Genomic DNA, 20,551 nt, shown 5'->3' on the forward strand with positions numbered 1-20,551 from the left:
CTGATAATTTTGCATTCCATTTTATTGATCGATACTGCCATTAACGTTAAAAATATTTAAATAATTTATAAAGTTATATTTTTGTTTAATTTTATATATAAATTTAAATAAAGTTTTTTGGCTTATTAAAATATTAATTTTTGTGAATTTGATCTATTTTTCTTGGATTATAATAGAGTAATTATTACTAAAAATAAGAAAGTGTACAAAATTACGGCTTCTTATTTAATTGAAATCGGGGAAATACCATTAATGAAATCGATTGGATAAATAAAATATAAATAGGATAAGATATGGAGAATAAAAATAAGCTATTATCCTCGGATATAATATCTATCTTTGGTGCAGGAATAAGTGAAATAGCGCTTCTTTCACTTGTATATTCAATTACCAAGTCCGAGATAGATACGTCTTTAATGGTATCTGTAAGGTTAACAGCGAGTATATTAGTTTTTGTAGTTATTGGTGGGTTAACTGCTCGGTTTAGTATGCGGGATATTTGTATTACTTCGGATTTCTTCCGGGCAGTAACAATATTTCTTGCTGTATTTGTCAATAATATATATTTATTATTTTTCATATCTTTTCTCCTATCATTTTTTTCAGGTTTGAATATATCGATAAGGTCAGTGGCATACCAGGTATTTGTCAGCTCAGAAGAAAGAGTTGCTTTTATATCAAAGCAACAATTCTATTATGGGTTGCTCTCTATATCTTCTCCATTGATAGCCGTTTTTTTGATAAATATAATTTCAATACGATCATTATTTCTTGTTGAATCAATGTGTTTTATTTTATCAATTATATTTCTCTTTTTTATCGGAGATTGGGGAGCTAAAATAAAGGGAAAAGATATTTCTATGAAGTATGGTGGTTTAGAATATATTATCAAGAATAATGTTCAGAGAAATATATTGTTGTTTAGGATAAGTATTTTAACTGCAATGGTATCATACCAAGTGATTTCAACCTATATAATGACGTCTAACTATACAACAATTGTCTCTTTATTTAGTGGATTACATTCATTTTCTTTTTCTGATTTAATTGCTTATTTTTCCTTTTTAGCTTCTGTTTCAATGTTATTTGGATCTTATTTTTCTAGCTACTATTTTAATATAAGTAAATTAAAAAAATCTTTCTTTCTGGGTTCTCTGTTAATTGCAGTTGGGAGTATTCTTTGGGCTATACCTTTATCAAAAATTGTCCTGTTATTTTATACTTTAGGAACTATGCTTATTTTTATCGGACTCTCTTTTTTAAGGATATCTCTCTATACATCAGGGCAAGAGCTGACTCCAGAAAAATATTTTGCGAGAATAATATCGTCTTCGGATGCAATTTCAAGAAGTTACCAGTCAGCCTTTGGTCTTATAATAATAGGATTAATCCCTTTGCTAGGAAGTAGTATTTTATTTATCTTTTTTGCAATGTGCTCTTTGAGTTCAGTTTTTGTTGCAAAGAAAATAAGCGCTGATGTTGAGGATAAAATAACATTGAAGTAATTTATTTTGTATGAAATGATTGGCAATGGTTTCAAGTTACTGAATTCAGTGAATTCTTTATCTCGGTGTTTTTTCTAATATTCACGACACAGAAAAATCGTTGTTTGAGTAATAAGTATATAAAGCATAATTTATGAGATATTTACCTCATATCTGACAGATTATCATTGACTAACGATATTGAAATAATTTAAATATTCGCCCTTTAAAGGAGAAAGAGCTAAATTAGTAAGCTTACTTAAACAAGTAAACGAAAATAAAGTTTTTAAGAATGATTTTTCAGGAACTGATATCATTTTTATAACTAATTCAGGGCGCAAAGAAGATCCAAATTTAGCTATTAAAAAATAAAATAAGGTAGCAAATGAATATCTCTTCAATTAAGAATAATTTAATAAAGCAATATAGTACCTTAATTCTGTTTCCTATTGAGGTAATAATTAATTTATTATCTTCTTTTTTTTCATTTTTCATATTGATTTATATAATAACGCTTCCTTTGACTGGTGGTTTAGATACGGATAGAGTGGGCCTGATTATTTTCTTAATTGTAATATTAAGACCTGTCTTGAGTGTGATTAATAATCTAAGTCTATTTCTCATCACTAAAAAACAGGCTTATATTCTCTCAACATTTGGTGGTTGTTTTACTAGTAAAGAAGATGCTCAGCAGAATGAACATGATATTGTAAATTATTCCACCTATGATACTAGTGTGGTTTTGATGATATCTAAGTTAATCTGTTTCATTTATCTCTCCATTCTAATGGTCATTAATGTAGAAGGGGGAACAGTTGGCTTATTATCTTTATATCCTATATTAATACTATTATCCTTTTTTCTATTTAAAAAAACGAGCCTATCTCTCTAAGCAACTAGCAAAGATAAGGAAACGGAGATACGGATTTATTGGGGATAATTTTGAGTCTCTGTCTGCTATATTATTAACTGGGTATCAGGGAGGGAAACTTTTAAATTTGAATAGAATTATTAATATTGAAGAAAAAATAAAATGTATTGATTCATTGTGGAGAGCTGTAGATATTTCCTCAAATGCATTTTTAAAAGTTATTCCTGTTTTATTTCTCATTTTAATTGGTAAGGAAATAGATAATAGTGATAAGTTGCTAATTCTTTTATATTCTCTAATCTTGGTTGGTGAATATCTTGGTTTAGTTAGATTACTAACGCCATTTTATGATGGTTATCTGGCTAAATTGTCAATTATTAGGCGATATAAAAATTATCGATGCAAGCCAGAGAAATATTATGATTTAGATGGTACACAGGGTTTTATTGATAAAACTATTCTGGGGAATATATATTTATCAAAAGAGCTAATCAATAGAAGCATATTAAATAAGTTAAGTTATGAAGTTTTTCAAATTCATAAATATATTGATCTGAGTTCAAGCATTGGAGATCTGTCAAGAGGGCAATTGAATCTTATTTTTGCGGTAAGGAATATATATATGGCTATCATTGATAATTATAGAGGCCATATTTATTTTGATGTAAATAGCGCTGGTTGGGATTCTAACTTATTATTTGATTTAGAAAGTATAATTTCAAAAATAAAGGCAGAGTATGAAATTGATATTATATTATCATTTTCGCATAAACTTAATAATATTGAATTGGAAACAAAAAATAAACCTATAAAATCGACGTCAGATAATAGTATTGTATTAGGTGAAGGTTATAAGATTAATAAATCAAAATTCTCTCAGTTTCTATATGTTTTTAGTTATAACTCTGTAATTGGGATTATACTATTATTCATTGCTAGTTTTTCGTTATTCGAGTTGGGCAGAATTACATATAATGAATATGACAGTGAGACCTATAAGATCATATCTATATCTCTATTAGGTATGATTTCATTGATTGTAGGATCATACTTAATAGAGCTTAAGATAAGAAAAAAAGCAAGACAAGATATATATAGTTCTATTAAAAGCAACTTTAGGTCGGAAGGCTTCAACTTATTTAAGCATGAATATAATGTAATAATAAATAGATTTACCATGTATGCCAAGGATGTTTTCTGGTTTGGTTCGATATTTGTCGGAACTGTATTGTTATTCCTTAATTCTGATAATTTTATGGTTATGTTTGGTGCTATATTTATATTGTTTACTAGCGTTTATTTATTGTATCCTGTGTACAGGCATAATAGAAATAAACACTATAAAGAGTTGCATGCTTTATCAATTCGCTTTTCTTATATTAAAAAGTTACCTCAGTGTCATCTGGCTAATCGTTTTTGTCGAGCTACTATTCTATCTGGAATACATTGTTTATATACCATAGCATCGCAACGATATTTAATTAATTCTTTGGCTTCTATATTAGGTCTGATAATATCTAGTTTAATGATCTTTTATTCTTTATATCCCAGTTTTGAAGCAGATAATATTACTGCTGCTATAAACTTAGATAGTAGAATAGTCATTTTTTATTTTGCCATATTTGGATATTTGTCAGAAACTGTATCTATTAAAAGAATAACTGAACACTACAATGTTTATTATAAAAAGAGAAATTTATCTTCTAAATTATCAATTTTAGAGCAAAAATTGGAAAAACATAGAATTGTACAATTAGTAGGAAATAATGGCAGTGGTAAAACCTTTTTTCTTAAGAAATTATCTGAAATAAAAGGATACATATATATAGACCATAATTTTGATTCCTATTTAGCAAATGATAGATTTTTAGACTATCTCAATAACTCGGATTCAGCGGTAATTATATTTGATGAGTTTGATTGTAGGAAATTAATAAATAGAATTGATAAAAATAAGAAAATAATCGTTGTCTCACACATGGAAACTATTGGTTCAATATTGAACATTAGCGAAGTGGTATGAAAAGGTTGGTTACAGAGTGAATGACTGCGAGTGATCGTTTTTACCGCCTTGCAGCAAGGTCTTACCGTGTTATTATCAGTGGATGGCTCAATAACAATGCCACAATTTCACGCATAACGATGAGATATGACAAAATGACCGATAAACTAACCTCCCTGCGTAAACTGACAACAGTAGTAGCAGATACTGGGGATATTGCGGCGATGAAACTTTATCAGCCACAAGATGCGACAACTAACCCATCTCTGATCCTTAACGCTGCACAGATTCCTGAATACCGTAAATTAATTGATGAAGCAATTGCGTGGGCGCGTGAACAGAGCGATTCCCGCGAGCAGCAGATTGTGGATGCTAGTGATAAATTGGCGGTAAATATTGGCTTGGAAATTCTCAAACTGATCCCTGGCCGTATTTCGACAGAAGTTGATGCCCGTTTGTCTTATGACACTGAACGCAGTGTTGCCAAAGCTAAACGCCTGATTAAGTTGTATAACGAGGCAGGTATCAGCAATGATCGGATTCTGATCAAATTGGCTTCAACCTGGCAGGGTATCCGCGCGGCTGAACAGTTAGAAAAAGAGGGAATTAACTGTAACCTGACACTACTGTTCTCCTTTGCTCAGGCGCGTGCTTGTGCGGAAGCCGGGGTTTATCTGATTTCGCCATTCGTTGGCCGTATTCTTGACTGGCATAAAGCGAACAGCGATCAGAAAGAGTTCGCTCCACACGAAGATCCTGGCGTCATTTCTGTGACTGAAATCTACCAATACTATAAACAACATGGCTATGACACTGTAGTTATGGGAGCAAGTTTCCGTAATTCCGGTGAGATCTTGGAATTGGCGGGTTGTGACCGTTTGACTATTGCCCCTGCGCTGTTGAAAGAACTGTCCGAAGCTCAGGGTGAAGTTGAACGTAAACTGGCTTATACCGGTGAAATGAAAGCGCGTCCAGAGCCATTGAATGAAGCTCAGTTCTACTGGGAACATCATCAGGATGCAATGGCAACAGAAAAACTGGCGGATGGTATTCGTAAATTTGCTATTGATCAGGGCAAACTTGAGAAGATGATCGCTGATCTGCTGTAATGATAGGCGATAAGCTATTCTTCTAGCTTTAAAGGCGGCATAATTGGCCGCCTTTTTGCTATGTTAGTTAATTGAGGTTTATATGAATGAATTGCGCATTGGTCTGGTATCCGTCTCTGATCGTGCATCAAGCGGTATTTATCAGGACAAAGGAATTCCGGCATTGGAAGAGTGGCTAAAAAGGGCGATTACCACCCCTTTTCAGATAGAGACTCGCCTGATCCCGGATGAGCAGATCATCATTGAACAAACCTTGTGTGAATTGGTGGATGAAATCGGCTGTCATCTGGTTTTAACAACCGGTGGAACCGGCCCGGCCCGCCGAGATGTGACGCCTGATGCCACATTAGCGGTTGCAGACCGTGAAATGCCGGGTTATGGCGAACAGATGCGTCAGATTAGTTTGCAATTTGTTCCAACGGCAATTTTATCTCGTCAGGTTGGTGTTATCCGCAAACAGGCGCTGATTTTGAACTTGCCGGGGCAGCCAAAAGCAATCGCAGAAACGTTGGAAGGCTTGAAAGACGAAAACGGCAAAGTTCTGGTATCCGGTATTTTTGCCAGTGTGCCATATTGTATCCAATTGCTGGATGGCCCGTATGTGGAGACCGATGATAAGGTAGTCGCAGCTTTTAGACCGAAAAGTGCTCGGCGCTGAGCAATGGGCTAACTAGTAGAAAGAGTAAAAAAATCGAACTTTTATCCGCTACCTATAAAAAGGCAACTTCAACATTATAAGTCTATAATTCATTTGGTATGTTGATTAGTTTGTTTGGAATAAATTTCGGGGTGAAAAAATGCAACGGCCAAAAAAAGTAAGGACTGGCTTTATTGTTGGTTTGGCATTGGTTATGAGCGCAATGGCGCCAACGGTGACGTTAGCAATGGAGGCAAAGACCACGGTAGCTCAGTTGATTAATCAGCGTCTCTCTTACATGAAAGATGTGGCAGGATACAAGGCTGAGAATCATTTACCTGTTGAAGTTTTGGCTCAAGAAGAGAAGGTTCTTGCTAAATCAATAAGTGAGGCTGAATCATTCGGGTTAAGCGGGGAATCAGTTAGGCCGTTCATTATAATCCAGATGGATGCTGCAAAGGCGATTCAATATCGTTATCGAGCTGATTGGTTGTCAGTTCCTGAAAATGGTTGGCAACCGAAGTCGCTAGATGATGTTCGGATTAAAATTAGTGGGTTGAATGCGGAAATCTTCCAACAAATTGCGATCTTACTCAAAGCCGGAGAGAAAATAAGCGCTTCTGACAAAGAAATGTTTATGAAGAATATTCAACAACATAACTTAAGAGATTTAGATAAGCAGCAAATTTTCGCGGCGCTTGAGAAAGTAAAATTAAAATAAATCACAGTCCCTCGCTCTTTAGCAAGAAAAGGCGGTCTTTTTGAAGTGAGCCTTTGGAACTAGATTTGCTTTACGTTTTTTCAAGCTACCAGTAATACGTACAGCAACAATCTGTTTCGGTATGCAGATAACCCTGCCCGATGCACGAGACACTGATAATGTTGTACAGGGCTTGATACCTCTCAGATTAAAGCGACCTTATAGTTTTTCGCTGAACGTCATATGTTAAAAGTAATCTCCTACGGGCGAACTTGCGCCTTATATCTTATTGATGGTAACTCCTCGGAAGTTAAATTTGACGTATACAGCGTAAAAGCCAGTGTGCTGACAAAACCGAACCTAAAGACTAAGCTTTTTTCTTAACTCCTGCCTGTAATTGTGGCGATAATTTGTTTTTTAGGTTGACAAAATCGACATTATTCATGACATTCATGCATATTGGCATGACAAAAAATCATTTTTGATTGTCATTATATTTAAGGGGTTGGTTATGAATATCGTTGCTGAGGACATTGTTGCCCTCATAGAAGCGTCTTTGGATGCTAATTATACAGAAGTTAGAAGTGTCAGTAATAGAATAGCTAAATCCATCAGTGCCGATGATATGGATGTTGCCAAAAAAATTAAATCTATAGTAAGACGTAAGGGAGTTCCACTTCGTAGTTCGGGATATAGTGATAGTTTACCTGTTGACCCTAAATCAAGAATGCCTCTAATTGAGGAGCACCAGTGGTCAGTGACCCCTATTTTTTTGGGCGAGTCTGAAAATATTACTTTTAATGCTTTTATTGAAAGTGTTAAGCATCAAAAGAAACTAATTGAAAATGGGTTATCAGGAAGATTGGGGTTACTGTTATCAGGTCCACCGGGTACCGGTAAGACATTGATTGCTGGTCATGTTGCTTCTCAACTAAATAGGCCGTTATTCGTTGTCAGATTAGATTCAGTAATATCATCATTATTGGGTGATACAGCTAAGAATTTAAGGCAAATTTTTGATTATGTACCTTCTAGAAATGGCATATTGTTATTAGATGAGGTTGATGCGGTTGCCAAGATACGTGATGATCGGCACGAAATAGGTGAGCTTAAACGTGTTGTGAATACTTTGATACAAGGTTTAGATTCACTGGATGATAGCGCAGTAGTCATTGCGGCAACTAACCACGCAGATCTTTTAGACCCCGCGATTTGGCGACGTTTTCCATATAAAATTCGCTTTGGTATGCCAAACCTTGAAGTTAGGGAGTCTCTTTGGAATCATTTCCTGTTCCAAGACAAGGGCATATCAAAGGAGTTAAAAGCACTATCTATAATATCAGATGGATTAAGCGGAGCAGATATTGAAACTATAGCAATAGCAGCGAGAAGACAGGCAATTTTGACTAATTCGGGTATTGATATTATAGCGGTCATTCAAGCAATAATTGAGGGTGATTCATATAACTCGATTATACCTTACAGAGAAGGGTTAAGTTCGGATAATAAAAAAAGCATCGTTAATTTGCTTTCCGAAACTAAATTGTTTACTCAGGCTGAAATCGGTAGTTTTTTGAAACTAAGTAGACAGACAATTTCAAGCTATCTCAAGGAGTAGGAATTATGGCTGAGGGTGTTAGAAGTCCTTTATTAAATCCTGTACTATCTTTTTTAGATAAGCCAGTTCCCAATACAGTGAGTGGTGGCGGAAAAAACTCTAAAGATATAATTTGGGCGCGATTAGATGCTCAGAAAAAGAAGCTATCGAAAGAGCTTAGACACATTAGCGAAGATGATGGTATTGTTTCCCATTCAGGTAAAATTCATCTATTAGCTAAAATGTTTGATGATTCTCTTGCACCATCTTGGATCCCTGATGATTTATTTGAAACAGATGATTTAACAAGAATAGTTGCTCCGGCTTTTGATGGATACCTAGTCGAAATATCAGGTTCTAAAATCTCTAGTTTGATTGAGAAAATAGAAAGAGCGAAAAATGGTCGAATTAAAGTCGATATTTCTCGTCTTGAAAGTATTATTGGTTTTGATAAAAATCAAGTATTAAGAGGAAGAAAGGCAAAAGCTATTTTTGAAGCGTTCGATGATGTAGAAAAGCAGTTCAATGTTTGGGTTTTACCATTCCATGATAAAAAAGCAAGAGTATCTGTTAAGAAAGAACTTGAAGAGTTTGCTAATCAAAATATTATTGGTTTTGGTCATCCTAAATTTGATAATGTTTTTAAAAATGAAGAAACACAAAAAAAGGGAAATAGATATTTTCCAAGAAAATTGGATGAGTATTTAATCGACGGAATATTATCATTTACCACAGTAATAAATAGTTTAGAGAATTTTAATAAGTTAATTAGCTCTGGTATTGTTTATAGAATTGAGCCGGTGCATCATGTTTCAGTAAAATCAGTGCCACCAGGTAGCGGTAAAGAACCAATACCTAATTTATCTAACTTGAAAAATATCCCAACAGTAGTAATTGTTGATGGTGGTTGCTCTGCTGTTTCTTATTTACCTTTTAATGTAATGAGTATTACTCCATTAGTAGATCAGCATGATGCAGATTTAAAGCATGGTAATAAGGTTACTTCAGTAATTTGCCAAGGATCTGCGTGGAATAATAATCTCGCTTTACCTGAGTTGGAGTGCAAGTTTATTAGCGTTCAAGCAATTAATAAAAAAGGAGTCGCTATCCAACCAACAACCGAACAATTTATTAACTATCTTAGAGATGTTGCCAATGAGACAAATGGGGTATCTCAGATATGGAATCTTTCATTTAATGAGAGTGAGCCATATTATTCGAATGAGGAAATTAGTTATTTAGGGCATGAAGTTAATAGAATTGCCCGTGAGTTTAACATATTACCAATTATTTCAATCGGTAATGTAAGTGGATCAAATAGTATAAGATTGTGTCCCCCTGCCGATTGTGAATCTGCTTTAACTATAGCGGGACGATGTGCGGATGAAAATGGTATGGCAACTACACCTTGCTCGATGAGCTTGCGAGGGCCTGCTCCAGCAGGGATGAAAAAGCCAGAACTATCTTGGTTTTCAACGTTACGAATGATTGGTGGGGTAATAGATACTGGAACTAGTTACAGTACGCCTCTTATTTCATCAATAGCAGCCCATGCGTTTAAAAATCTAAAAGAACCTACTCCTGATTTAGTTAGAGCGTTGTTAATAAATAAAGCTGATAGGTGTGTACATGATTTGCGTCTAGGTTGGGGATCACCTTGGAAAGAAGGTAGTAACCTTCCTTGGTATTGTGATGAAGGGACAGTAACTCTCGCTTGGAATAGTAAAATTCGTGCAGGATTTGCATATTATTGGAATGATATTTTTCTACCTACTGAAATGTTGAAAGATGGAAAAATTAAAGGAGAAATAATATTAACAGCAATATTAAAACCCTTGGTTTCTGAACTGGGCGGCGAAAATTATTTTGCTACTAGGCTACAGTGCTCTTTGCAGAGCATTAGTAACGACGGTAAAGTAAAAAATCTTCTTGGTACTATGAAGGAATCTAAAGAAAAAGAACTTCGGTCTCGCCAAGAGTTAGCTAAATGGAGCCCGATAAGGCATCATGGCAAATCTTTTTCAGGAGTATCCGTTGATAATACGAAGTTAAGACTCTATGCTCGAATTTTTACTCGTGATTTATATCAGTTTGATATGTCATCACACCATGAACTATCAGAACAAGAGGTATCATTTGTCTTAACTTTTAAAAGTCACGATAAAAATTCTGGTATTTATAACTCAGTGAAACAACGTTTAGGACCAAAAGTTGAAGTTGGAATAATTGAGCAAGATATTGATATCGATAATACAATATAAATACATAGTATCCTCCTGTATTAGCTGCTTGATACAGGGGCGAATTAGAGATTTTTTATCTATCTATCATATCTATGTAAATTAACTGTTAGTAACGTGTCAATCCTCGCAGATGAGAGGCTTTTTCATTTCTATGCCGCTTAAAAAATTGAAGTGAACACTAGAAGTTGGATTTAAGGGGCTCACTTCACTTTTTTGCGGTAGTCTCAATTGGTGGGAGATTGACTACCAGAAAACAACGTACAATACAGCCAGAATGATCATAATGGCATAAGACGCAATGTTAAAACTGCGGTCGGTAGCAAACATAGATGAAACTAATACAATGCCTTTGGGATCATCGTCATTAGCTGATGTACTTAAACTCGTGAATGCAATAACGATCAGCGTAAAGAGTAATGTGTAGAGCATTTGATCCATAAATGGCATCGAAAATGGCATAAATTTCAGAAATAAGGCAAAAGGTATCGATAAAACCACACCAATTATCGCCCCTTTACTGGTTGTTTTTTTCCAGAACAGGCCAAGTAAAAATACGGCTAAAATACCGGGGCTGACAAGACCGGTATATTCCTGAATATATTGGAATGCCTGGTTAATACCGCCAAGCATCGGCGCAACAAAACAGGCGATAATCAGGGCAATAATGGCAGAAATACGGCCAACATTAACCAGTTTGTAGTCGCTTGAATCAGGCGCAATATATTCCCTATAAATGTCCATAGTGAAAATGGTGGCGGTCGAATTGAGCATTGACGCTAATGATGAAACGATAGCGGCTGCTAATGCGGCAAATACGATACCTTTAAAACCTACAGGTAGAAATTGGGTTAACCACGGATAAGCTTTATCTGCGTGCGTTGCATCAGGCATATTATTTAGCGCAAGATTGCCTAAACCTGCCATTAATTCCGGGGATGTTGTGATCACGTAAGCGGCAATGCCCGGCACAACAACCAAGAAAGGCAGAATAAGTTTCAGAAAAGCGGCGAAAACAATTCCTTTTTGCGCTTCTTGCACTGACTTGGCCGCAAGGGTACGTTGAATAATGTATTGGTTGAAGCCCCAATAATAGAGGTTAGCAACCCATAAACCGCCAATCAGTACAGCAACACCAGGCAAGTTTATGAATTGAGGATTACTTTTATCTAAAATCATTTCAAAGTGTCCTGGCGCTGCATCAACCATTTTTGTAAATCCGGCCATTATACCGTCACTACCGCCAATATAGCTGATGGCGATAAATGTTGTGAGCAATCCCCCTAATATCAGGAAAAACACTTGAATAACATCGGTCCAAACGATAGCCGAGAGGCCGCCGTAAATAGAATAAACCAGGGCAAAAATTGCCAGCCCAATAATGGAATAGATCAATGGAATATTCAGAATGGTTTCAAGTGCTAAACCACCCAAATAAAGCACAGAGGTCAGATTGACGAAAATATAGAGTGAGATCCAAAACACCGCTAGAATGGCTTTTAAATTTTTATTAAACCGTTGTTCCACAAATTCGGGAATAGTATAAATGCCTTTCTCAATGAAAATAGGTAAGAAATATTTACCTACGATAATTAATGTAATTGCCGCCATCCATTCATAAGAAGCTATTGCTAAACCAATGGAATAACCGGAGCCGGACATGCCAATAAATTGCTCGGCAGAAATGTTTGCCGCGATCAGTGAGGCGCCTATTGTCCACCAGGGCAAAGATTTACCTGCCAGGAAGTAATCTTCAGTGCTTTTGTCTGAGCCTTTCTTATTTCTGGATACCCAAAGCCCCACGCTGATGATAATGGCGACATAGAACATAAATACCAATATATCTACCAAGCCTAAACCGTGTTCTATCGTGGACATGTTTCTTTTCCTGGCCAGTTTATTTGATACTAAATTGTAAACGTTACCATTTGATGGAGATGTAATCAGAATCACAAAATTGTTATTAAATATCGTATTTGTAATTTATCTTAATTCTTAATAATTTGTTTTAATTAATAGATTAAGTAAATTTACTGTTAATTCTAACTCATGTTTGCAAAATATATCAAAGTTGAACACCTTATTTCTCTTTTAGGCTTATATTTAAACTTTTTGTGTAATCGTTTACATTTGCGTGATTGGTATCTCAGATTAGTGTTAATGCCCGTTGTTAAACTGTGTCCGCCCGAGTGTTAATAAAGATTGCCACAGCCGGTGTTGAAAAGTATAGATTAAGGTAAGAGACTGCCATGCCCAAAATTGCATTCAATCCTATTGAACATCCCCATCGTCGTTATAATCCGTTAACCGGGCAATGGGTTTTGGTCTCTCCCCATCGGGTGAAACGGCCGTGGCATGGGCATGATGAGCAGCCATTGATGGACAATATCCCGAGCTATGATGAGCAATGTTTTCTTTGCCCATCAAATACACGTATTTCCGGTGATAAAAATCCTGCTTATCAAGGAACCTTTGTTTTTAATAATGATTTTTCGGCTTTAATGCCCGATTCACCTGATGTACCACCATTATGTCACCCACTATTTAAAGCACAGGGGGTGAGAGGATTAAGTCGCGTAATCTGTTTTTCTCCCGATCACAGTAAGACATTGCCAGAATTGCCGGTTAAACAAATTCGTCAATTGATTGATACCTGGAATGAGCACATTGAAATACTGGGTAAGGAATATCTTTGGGTGCAAGTTTTTGAAAATAAAGGTGAAGCAATGGGCTGTTCTCAGCCTCATCCTCACGGGCAAATTTGGGCGAATAGTTTTCTGCCAAACGAAATTGAGCGTAAAGATAAACAACTGCGTGCTTATTACCAGGAACAGGGTTCCAATTTATTGATGGATTATGTTCAGGCTGAATTAGTTGATGGTAAACGGGTGGTGGTCGATACAATCCATTGGTTGGCGGTTGTGCCTTATTGGGCAGTATGGCCCTATGAAACCATGTTGTTACCTAAAATTCGTGTTCGTCGTATGAATGAATTAACGGATGAACAACGCGATGATTTGGCGGTCGCGCTTAAAAAACTCACCAGTCGTTATGACAACTTATTTCATAGCTCTTTTCCCTATTCGATGGGCTGGCATTTTGCTCCGTTCTTTGAACAAGGCACCGATATTGAACATTGGCAACTGCATGCGCTTTTCTATCCGCCATTATTGCGATCGGCCACTGTGCGAAAATTTATGGTGGGCTATGAAATGTTTGCTGAAACACAACGTGATTTAACGGCAGAGCAAGCAGCTCAGCTTTTGCGTGCTGTGAGCGATATACATTATAAAGAGCAATAATGCTCATTATCGAGTGGCTGATACCATATTTGAGAGTAATGTGATGAAAACTCTAATTAATCGCGTTAAAGATGTTTTTGATTTAGTATTTCATTATGTGCCGACACATATTATTCAAGCGCCAGGTCGGGTTAATTTGATTGGAGAGCACACTGATTATAATGATGGCTTTGTATTGCCATGTGCTATTAATTACCAAATTATGGTTGCGGCGGCGAAACGAAAAGATAATATTATCCGTGTTGTTTCGGTCGATTATGGTAATCAATTAGACGAATTTGATATTAGCCAATCTATTGCATTTCACGAAAGTAAAATGTGGGCCAATTATATTCGTGGTGTTGTAAAGTGTCTGCTTAGTCGTGGATATATATTTAACGGGGCAGATATTGTGGTAGCAGGTAATGTGCCACAAGGGGCGGGATTAAGTTCATCGGCGGCACTGGAAACAGTTATTGGTCAAACAATTAAAAACCTTTACCACTTAGCTATTAGCCAAACGGAAATTGCATTAAATGGGCAGCAAGCTGAAAATGAATTTGTCGGTTGTCATTGTGGCATTATGGATCAATTAATTTCCGCGCAAGGTAAGAAAAATCATGCGTTATTAATTGATTGTCGTCATTTAACCGCGCAAGCTGTATCTATGCCGAAAGATATTGCAGTCATGATTATTAATTCAAATAAAAAACGGCAATTGGTTGGCAGTGAATATAATATCCGTCGGGCTCAATGCGAACAAGCAGCGGCATTATTTGGGGTTAAGGCTTTGCGGGATGTGGCATTAGATGAATTTGAAAAATGGAGTGTTGAGCTTGATAGCATAGTGGCTAGACGTGCACGTCATGTAATCACAGAAAATGAACGTACACTTCTGGCAGCAAAAGCGTTGGCAGAGAGTGATATGCCATTAATCGCGGAACTTATGGCGCAATCACATCAGTCAATGCGCGATGATTTTGAAATTACCGTGCCTGAAATCGATACCTTGGTTGATATTGTGCAGCAAGCCATTGGTAAACAAGGAGGAGTGAGAATGACCGGTGGTGGGTTTGGTGGTTGTGTGGTGGCTTTAGTGCCACAAACTCTGGTTGATGTGGTTAAGGCTGCGGTAGAGCAACACTATTTTGCGTTGACAGGTCTGAAAGAGACTATTTATGTGTGTCAGGCTTCGGAAGGTGCAGGTTTGGTTGAAACATGGTAGGCAATAAAATGATAGATGCTTACTTTGAATTATTGAACGCTTCAATGACACAAGATATTGCCAGGGATGGAAAAAAAGCAAATCTTGTCTGCCTTTCCAATGCTTCGGGTTTTTCTATTGTGTTGATGGACATTGGTGCATCTTGGTTAAGTTGCCGTGTGCCCTTAAGTGGAGAGAAAAGAGAGGTTTTACTAGGTGTTGCCACCTTAAAAGATTTTTATAAACAGACCAGTTACTTAGGTGCTACCGTAGGACGATACGCCAATCGGATTGCAAATGGATGTTTTAATCTTGATGGTAAAACTTATCAATTACAGGTAAATCAGGCAGGAAATTGTTTGCATGGTGGGATTGAGGGTTTTGATAAGCGGCGTTGGACAATCACTGCAAGAGATGCCTATTCAGTGAGTTTTACGTTACAGTCACCAGATGGTGATCAGGGTTTTCCTGGTAATGTCGTTGTAACCGTTCGTTACGTATTAACCAATGATAATCATATAATCGTGGATTATTTAGCCCATACAGATGCTGCGACGCCCATTAATTTGACTAATCACGCTTATTTTAATTTGTTGGGGGCGGACGCTGGAAAAACATGTTTATCGCATCGTTTAGAAGTGAAAAGTGACGGCTATTTACCGATTGATGAAAATGGTATTCCATTGGGCCAACTGGCTTTGGTTGATAATACGGGGTTTGATTTTCGAAAACCTAAAGCAATTAACAGTCACTTTATGCTGGATAAACAGCAGCAAATTGTAAATGGATATGATCATTCATTCTGGTTGCAAGCAACTCGTTTGGACACGGATTATGCAATCTCAGTCACCTCCCCTGATGAAGCAATCACAATGAAAATATTCACCACAAAACCGGCTGTACAGTTTTACTCGGGAAATTGGCTGGGTGGAACGCCTAACCGTGATGGTGGGCGATATGAGAACTATGCGGGAATGGCATTTGAGCCACAATTTTTGCCGGATTCTCCCAACCATCCTGAGTGGGAGCAAGAGAGCTGTATACTTCGTCCTAACCAACGCTATAAGCACCGTACTTGCTATCAATTCGAAATCCATAATGCTAAAAATAGGATAGCAATACGTTCATAACGGACTGGAAGAGGGGGAAAAATCTACCTTCTTCCAACCCTTGGTTTATTACGCTTTTATCTCGCCAATGGGCAGAATAGTGCGTCCATACTGTTCATTTAGCACTTCCGCCATTGCCAGATAAAATGCGCTGGCGCCACAAATTATCCCCTCATAACCGGCAATCGTCAGAAGAGTGGTATTTCCGGTAAAGTTGCCAATGGCTAACATAGCGAACAACAGAGTCAGACCACCAAAGATAAACTGTAGCACGCGGTTAGCCTTGAAGGTGCCAAAGAACATAAATAGAGTAAACACGCCCCACAGGCCAAGATACACCGCTAAATATTGGCTGCTGGTGGCTTCCGCCAATCCCATTTTGGGGAGAAATAACAGTCCAACCAGACTGAGCCAAAACAACCCATAAGAGGTGAACGCGGTTGCGGCAAAGGTATTGCCTTTCTTATATTCAAAAAGCCCTGCCAATACTTGGGCCAGACCGCCGTAGAAAATGCCCATACTCAGGATAACGGATGCCAGTGGAAAGAAACCTGCGTTATGCAGATTCAGAAGAATGGTTGTCATGCCGAAGCCCATTAAACCTAAGGGGCCGGGATTAGCCAGTTGATTCGCGTTCATAAGTCCTCTGAAAGAAAGTCATATACCCGTCATCTTTCAAGTTGCCTCTTTGTTGGCTGCACTCACTCACCCCGGTCACATAGTTTTCTATGCTCCTGGGGATTCGCTCCCTTGCCGTCGCGATGCATCTTGAAATCCATAGGGTATAAATAGCAAAGGTGGCGAATCATAATGATCTGTCAGCAAGGAAACAATGACCTTTGAAATAATAAAAAGGTTTTTTTTTCACATCCCCCCTTGATGATGGTTTTAACGACCCCATCTTATAATCAACCGCAGTTGCTAATCGCTGTCCTATACAGCCGGTATATATAAGCAAAGGTGAGGAATCGCGTAGAGGCATAAAAATGGGTGCCATTGAAAAGCAGAAAGTTATCCTCATATTGATTAGCAACTTGACTGATTACGAATTTCTTTGGAGGCGTTTAGATGGGTAAAATTATTGGTATCGACCTGGGAACTACCAACTCTTGTGTAGCTATTATGGATGGCACGACAGCTCGTGTGCTGGAAAACAGCGAAGGTGATCGCACAACTCCTTCCATCATTGCTTATACCCAGGATGGTGAAACTCTGGTTGGTCAACCGGCTAAACGTCAGGCTGTTACTAACCCGCAAAATACGTTGTTTGCTATTAAGCGTCTGATTGGACGTCGTTTCCAAGACGAAGAAGCGCAACGCGACGTAGCTATCATGCCATACAAAATTATTGCGGCAGATAATGGCGACGCATGGCTGGAAGTGAAAGACCAGAAAATGGCTCCTCCTCAGGTTTCTGCTGAAGTTTTGAAGAAAATGAAGAAAACAGCAGAAGATTATCTGGGTGAGCCAGTGACTGAAGCGGTAATCACTGTACCTGCATATTTTAACGATGCTCAGCGTCAGGCAACCAAAGATGCTGGCCGTATCGCAGGTCTGGAAGTAAAACGTATTATCAACGAACCCACTGCGGCTGCACTGGCTTATGGTTTGGACAGAGAAGTGGGTAATCGTACTATCGCGGTTTATGACCTCGGTGGCGGTACTTTCGATATCTCTATTATCGAAATCGATGAAGTTGACGGCGAAAAAACCTATGAAGTGCTGGCAACCAACGGTGATACTCACTTGGGCGGCGAAGACTTCGACAGCCGTATGATCAACTATCTGGTTGACGAATTTAAGAAAGATCAGGGCATTGATCTGCGTAACGATCCACTGGCAATGCAACGTCTGAAAGAAGCGGCAGAAAAAGCAAAAATTGAGCTCTCTTCTGCACAGCAGACCGATGTTAACCTGCCATATATCACCGCAGATGCAACCGGTCCTAAGCACATGAACATCAAAGTGACCCGTGCGAAACTGGAATCACTGGTAGAAGATCTGGTTAAACGTTCTATGGAGCCTGTACGAGTTGCATTGCAAGATGCTGGCCTGTCAGTTTCTGATGTGAACGATGTCATTCTGGTGGGTGGCCAGACCCGTATGCCAATGGTACAGAAAGTCGTCGCTGACTTCTTCGGTAAAGAGCCACGTAAAGATGTGAACCCTGACGAAGCGGTAGCAATGGGGGCTGCGGTACAGGGCGGTGTTTTGGCCGGTGATGTGAAAGATGTCTTGTTGCTGGATGTTACACCACTGTCTCTGGGTATCGAAACAATGGGTGGCGTAATGACTTCCCTCATTGCGAAAAACACTACGATTCCAACCAAACACAGCCAGGTGTTCTCTACGGCGGAAGATAATCAGTCTGCGGTAACTATCCATGTGTTGCAGGGTGAGCGTAAACGTGCCGGCGATAACAAATCTCTGGGCCAGTTTAATTTGGATGGTATTCAGGCTGCACCTCGTGGCATGCCTCAGATTGAAGTGACTTTTGATATTGATGCTGACGGTATTTTGCATGTATCTGCTAAAGACAAAAACACCGGTCGCGAACAGCAGATCACCATTAAGGCTTCTTCCGGTCTGAATGAGGAAGAGATTCAACGGATGGTTCGTGATGCAGAAGCTAACGCTGAATCTGATCGTAAGTTTGAAGAGTTGGTACAAACTCGTAACCAGGCAGATCAACTGGTTCACGGTACCCGTAAGCAAGTAGAAGAGGCGGGTGACAAGCTGCCGGCAGAAGATAAAACTGCGATTGAAAGTGCTATTACACAGCTAGAAACCGCAGCGAAAGGCGAAGATAAAGCGGATATTGAAGCGAAAATTCAGGCTTTGGTTCAAGCTTCCGCTAAGCTGTTGGAAATTGCTCAGCAGCAGGCTCAGGCTGGTGCAACCGCAGATGCTGGCGACAGTGCGAAGAAAGATGACGACGTTGTAGACGCTGAATTCGAAGAAGTTAAAGATAAAAAATAATTGCCCTTAGCGGGCGCGGTGACAGTTAGATGATAACGACTGTTGCTGATTAACCGGCACGGGCGTTGAGGGAACTCTGCGCCCGTGCGCGCATGTTAAGGGTAAAATAAGAAATGGCAAAAAGAGATTATTACGAGGTTTTGGGGGTTTCCAAAACAGCGAGCGAAAAAGAGATTAAAAAAGCCTATAAGCGGTTGGCGATGAAATATCATCCTGATCGTAATCAGGGTGATAAAGAGGCAGAAAGCCAATTCAAAGAAGTTAAAGAAGCTTATGAAATTCTGACGGATGATCAGAAACGGGCTGCTTATGACCAATATGGTCATGCTGCTTTTGAACAAGGCGGCATGGGCGGTGGCGGCTTTGGCGGCGGCGGTGCTGATTTTAGTGATATTTTTGGCGACGTTTTCGGTGATATCTTCGGTGGTGGTCGTCGTCAACAGCGTCCAAGTCGCGGTGCTGATTTGCGTTACAGCATGGAGTTGACGCTGGAAGAAGCGGTTCGCGGTGTGACGAAAGAGATCCGCATCCCGACACTGGAAACTTGTGATACCTGTCATGGCAGCGGCGCTAAAGCAGGAACCAGCCCTGTAACCTGCTCAACCTGTCAAGGTGCTGGTCAGGTTCATATGCGTCAGGGGTTCTTCACCGTTCAGCAACCTTGTCCACACTGTCATGGCCGTGGTCAGATCATTAAAGATTCTTGCCATAAATGTCATGGTCATGGGCGAGTCGAAAGATACAAAACCCTGTCTGTTAAAATCCCGGCAGGTGTGGATACCGGCGACCGCATTCGTTTAAGTGGCGAGGGTGAAGCTGGAGCAAAAGGCGCACCAGCAGGTGATCTGTATGTTCAGGTACAGGTGAAATCGCACCATATTTTTGAGCGTCAAGAGAGTAATCTCTATTGTGAAGTGCCGGTTAACTTTGCAATGGCGGCACTGGGCGGAGAAATAGAAGTTCCAACCCTTGATGGCCGTGTGAAACTGAAAATACCTGCGGAAACCCAGACAGGTAAAATGTTCCGCATGAAAGGTAAAGGTGTTAAATCTGTCCGCGGTGGTGTTCAGGGTGATTTATTGTGCCGGGTAGTGGTAGAAACGCCGGTTAAATTGAATGAAAGACAGAAAGAATTACTGCGTGAATTGGGCGAATCTTTCGGTGGTACTGGCGAAGAAACAAATAGCCCTCGTTCTAAAAGTTTCTTCGATGGCGTAAAGAAATTCTTTGATGATTTGACCAAGTAAATATCTTCACATAATAGAGCTGGATTGCTAAATAAAGCTCGAATTATGGGTAAAAAGTCCTCGTTTTAGATGAGGACTTTTTGTTTTGATT

General features: G+C 38.7%; 15 protein-coding genes. 13 read left to right on the top strand and 2 right to left on the bottom strand.

Annotated features, from left to right (window positions below; all coding sequences use genetic code 11):
* The first annotated feature begins 293 nt into the window (after window positions 1–293).
* The 8 genes from EAE90_RS13115 (at window position 294) to EAE90_RS13150 (ending at window position 10,661) form a co-directional block, all read left to right on the top strand.
* Window positions 294–1,505 carry an MFS transporter gene (locus EAE90_RS13115; RefSeq protein WP_214053865.1) on the top strand — a complete coding sequence of 404 codons (1,212 nt, stop codon included), beginning with the start codon at window positions 294–296 and terminating at the stop codon, window positions 1,503–1,505.
* 364 nt (window positions 1,506–1,869) lie between these two features.
* Entirely contained in the window at window positions 1,870–2,376 is a 507-nt protein-coding gene (locus EAE90_RS13120) for a hypothetical protein (protein ID WP_214053866.1), read from the top strand.
* 106 nt (window positions 2,377–2,482) lie between these two features.
* Window positions 2,483–4,378, top strand: a complete 1,896-nt coding sequence (locus EAE90_RS13125) for a hypothetical protein (RefSeq protein WP_214053867.1) — start codon at window positions 2,483–2,485, stop codon at window positions 4,376–4,378.
* A gap of 134 nt (window positions 4,379–4,512) precedes the next feature.
* On the top strand, window positions 4,513–5,466 hold the full coding sequence (gene tal, locus EAE90_RS13130; protein WP_214053868.1) for a transaldolase: 954 nt from the start codon (window positions 4,513–4,515) through the stop codon (window positions 5,464–5,466).
* A gap of 82 nt (window positions 5,467–5,548) precedes the next feature.
* On the top strand, window positions 5,549–6,124 hold the full coding sequence (gene mog, locus EAE90_RS13135) for a molybdopterin adenylyltransferase (protein ID WP_105398607.1): 576 nt from the start codon (window positions 5,549–5,551) through the stop codon (window positions 6,122–6,124).
* Window positions 6,125–6,263: 139 nt separating this feature from the next.
* The gene (locus EAE90_RS13140) at window positions 6,264–6,824 is read left to right on the top strand and encodes a chorismate mutase (RefSeq protein WP_214053869.1); all 561 of its coding nucleotides are present in this window, start codon (window positions 6,264–6,266) and stop codon (window positions 6,822–6,824) included.
* Between the two features lie 490 nt (window positions 6,825–7,314).
* The gene (locus EAE90_RS13145; protein WP_214053870.1) at window positions 7,315–8,421 is read left to right on the top strand and encodes an AAA family ATPase; all 1,107 of its coding nucleotides are present in this window, start codon (window positions 7,315–7,317) and stop codon (window positions 8,419–8,421) included.
* A 5-nt stretch (window positions 8,422–8,426) separates the two neighbouring features.
* The gene (locus tag EAE90_RS13150) at window positions 8,427–10,661 is read left to right on the top strand and encodes a S8 family serine peptidase (RefSeq protein WP_214053871.1); all 2,235 of its coding nucleotides are present in this window, start codon (window positions 8,427–8,429) and stop codon (window positions 10,659–10,661) included.
* A gap of 225 nt (window positions 10,662–10,886) precedes the next feature.
* Here the strand turns inward: EAE90_RS13150 and EAE90_RS13155 are convergent, their stop codons facing one another.
* Complete coding sequence (locus EAE90_RS13155; RefSeq protein ID WP_214053872.1) at window positions 10,887–12,518, bottom strand: sodium/sugar symporter; 1,632 nt, start codon at window positions 12,516–12,518, stop codon at window positions 10,887–10,889.
* A gap of 371 nt (window positions 12,519–12,889) precedes the next feature.
* Between EAE90_RS13155 and EAE90_RS13160 the strand changes: the two genes are divergently transcribed.
* From EAE90_RS13160 to galM, 3 genes are read left to right on the top strand one after another with little or no spacing between them, the layout of a single operon-like run.
* A complete protein-coding gene (locus EAE90_RS13160) occupies window positions 12,890–13,942 on the top strand; it encodes a UDP-glucose--hexose-1-phosphate uridylyltransferase (protein ID WP_036777039.1) in 1,053 nt (350 codons plus the stop codon).
* Window positions 13,943–13,985: 43 nt separating this feature from the next.
* Window positions 13,986–15,146, top strand: coding sequence for a galactokinase (gene galK / locus EAE90_RS13165; protein ID WP_214053873.1), 1,161 nt, complete (start codon window positions 13,986–13,988; stop codon window positions 15,144–15,146).
* Window positions 15,140–16,255 carry a galactose-1-epimerase gene (gene galM, locus EAE90_RS13170; protein WP_422615995.1) on the top strand — a complete coding sequence of 372 codons (1,116 nt, stop codon included), beginning with the start codon at window positions 15,140–15,142 and terminating at the stop codon, window positions 16,253–16,255. The genes galK and galM overlap by 7 nt, the downstream gene beginning before the upstream one ends.
* A 48-nt stretch (window positions 16,256–16,303) precedes the next feature.
* Here galM and satP read toward each other — a convergent pair whose 3' ends face one another.
* Window positions 16,304–16,873, bottom strand: a complete 570-nt coding sequence (satP, locus tag EAE90_RS13175; RefSeq protein WP_036777030.1) for an acetate uptake transporter — start codon at window positions 16,871–16,873, stop codon at window positions 16,304–16,306.
* Window positions 16,874–17,302: 429 nt separating this feature from the next.
* On the opposite strand from satP, the gene dnaK reads away from it, so the two are divergent.
* The gene (dnaK, locus tag EAE90_RS13180) at window positions 17,303–19,213 is read left to right on the top strand and encodes a molecular chaperone DnaK (protein WP_214053874.1); all 1,911 of its coding nucleotides are present in this window, start codon (window positions 17,303–17,305) and stop codon (window positions 19,211–19,213) included.
* 113 nt (window positions 19,214–19,326) lie between these two features.
* Complete coding sequence (gene dnaJ / locus EAE90_RS13185; protein ID WP_214053875.1) at window positions 19,327–20,460, top strand: molecular chaperone DnaJ; 1,134 nt, start codon at window positions 19,327–19,329, stop codon at window positions 20,458–20,460.
* The last annotated feature ends 91 nt before the right edge of the window (window positions 20,461–20,551 follow it).

The organism is Photorhabdus caribbeanensis, assembly GCF_018448885.1.
GTDB classification, from domain to species: domain Bacteria; phylum Pseudomonadota; class Gammaproteobacteria; order Enterobacterales; family Enterobacteriaceae; genus Photorhabdus; species Photorhabdus caribbeanensis.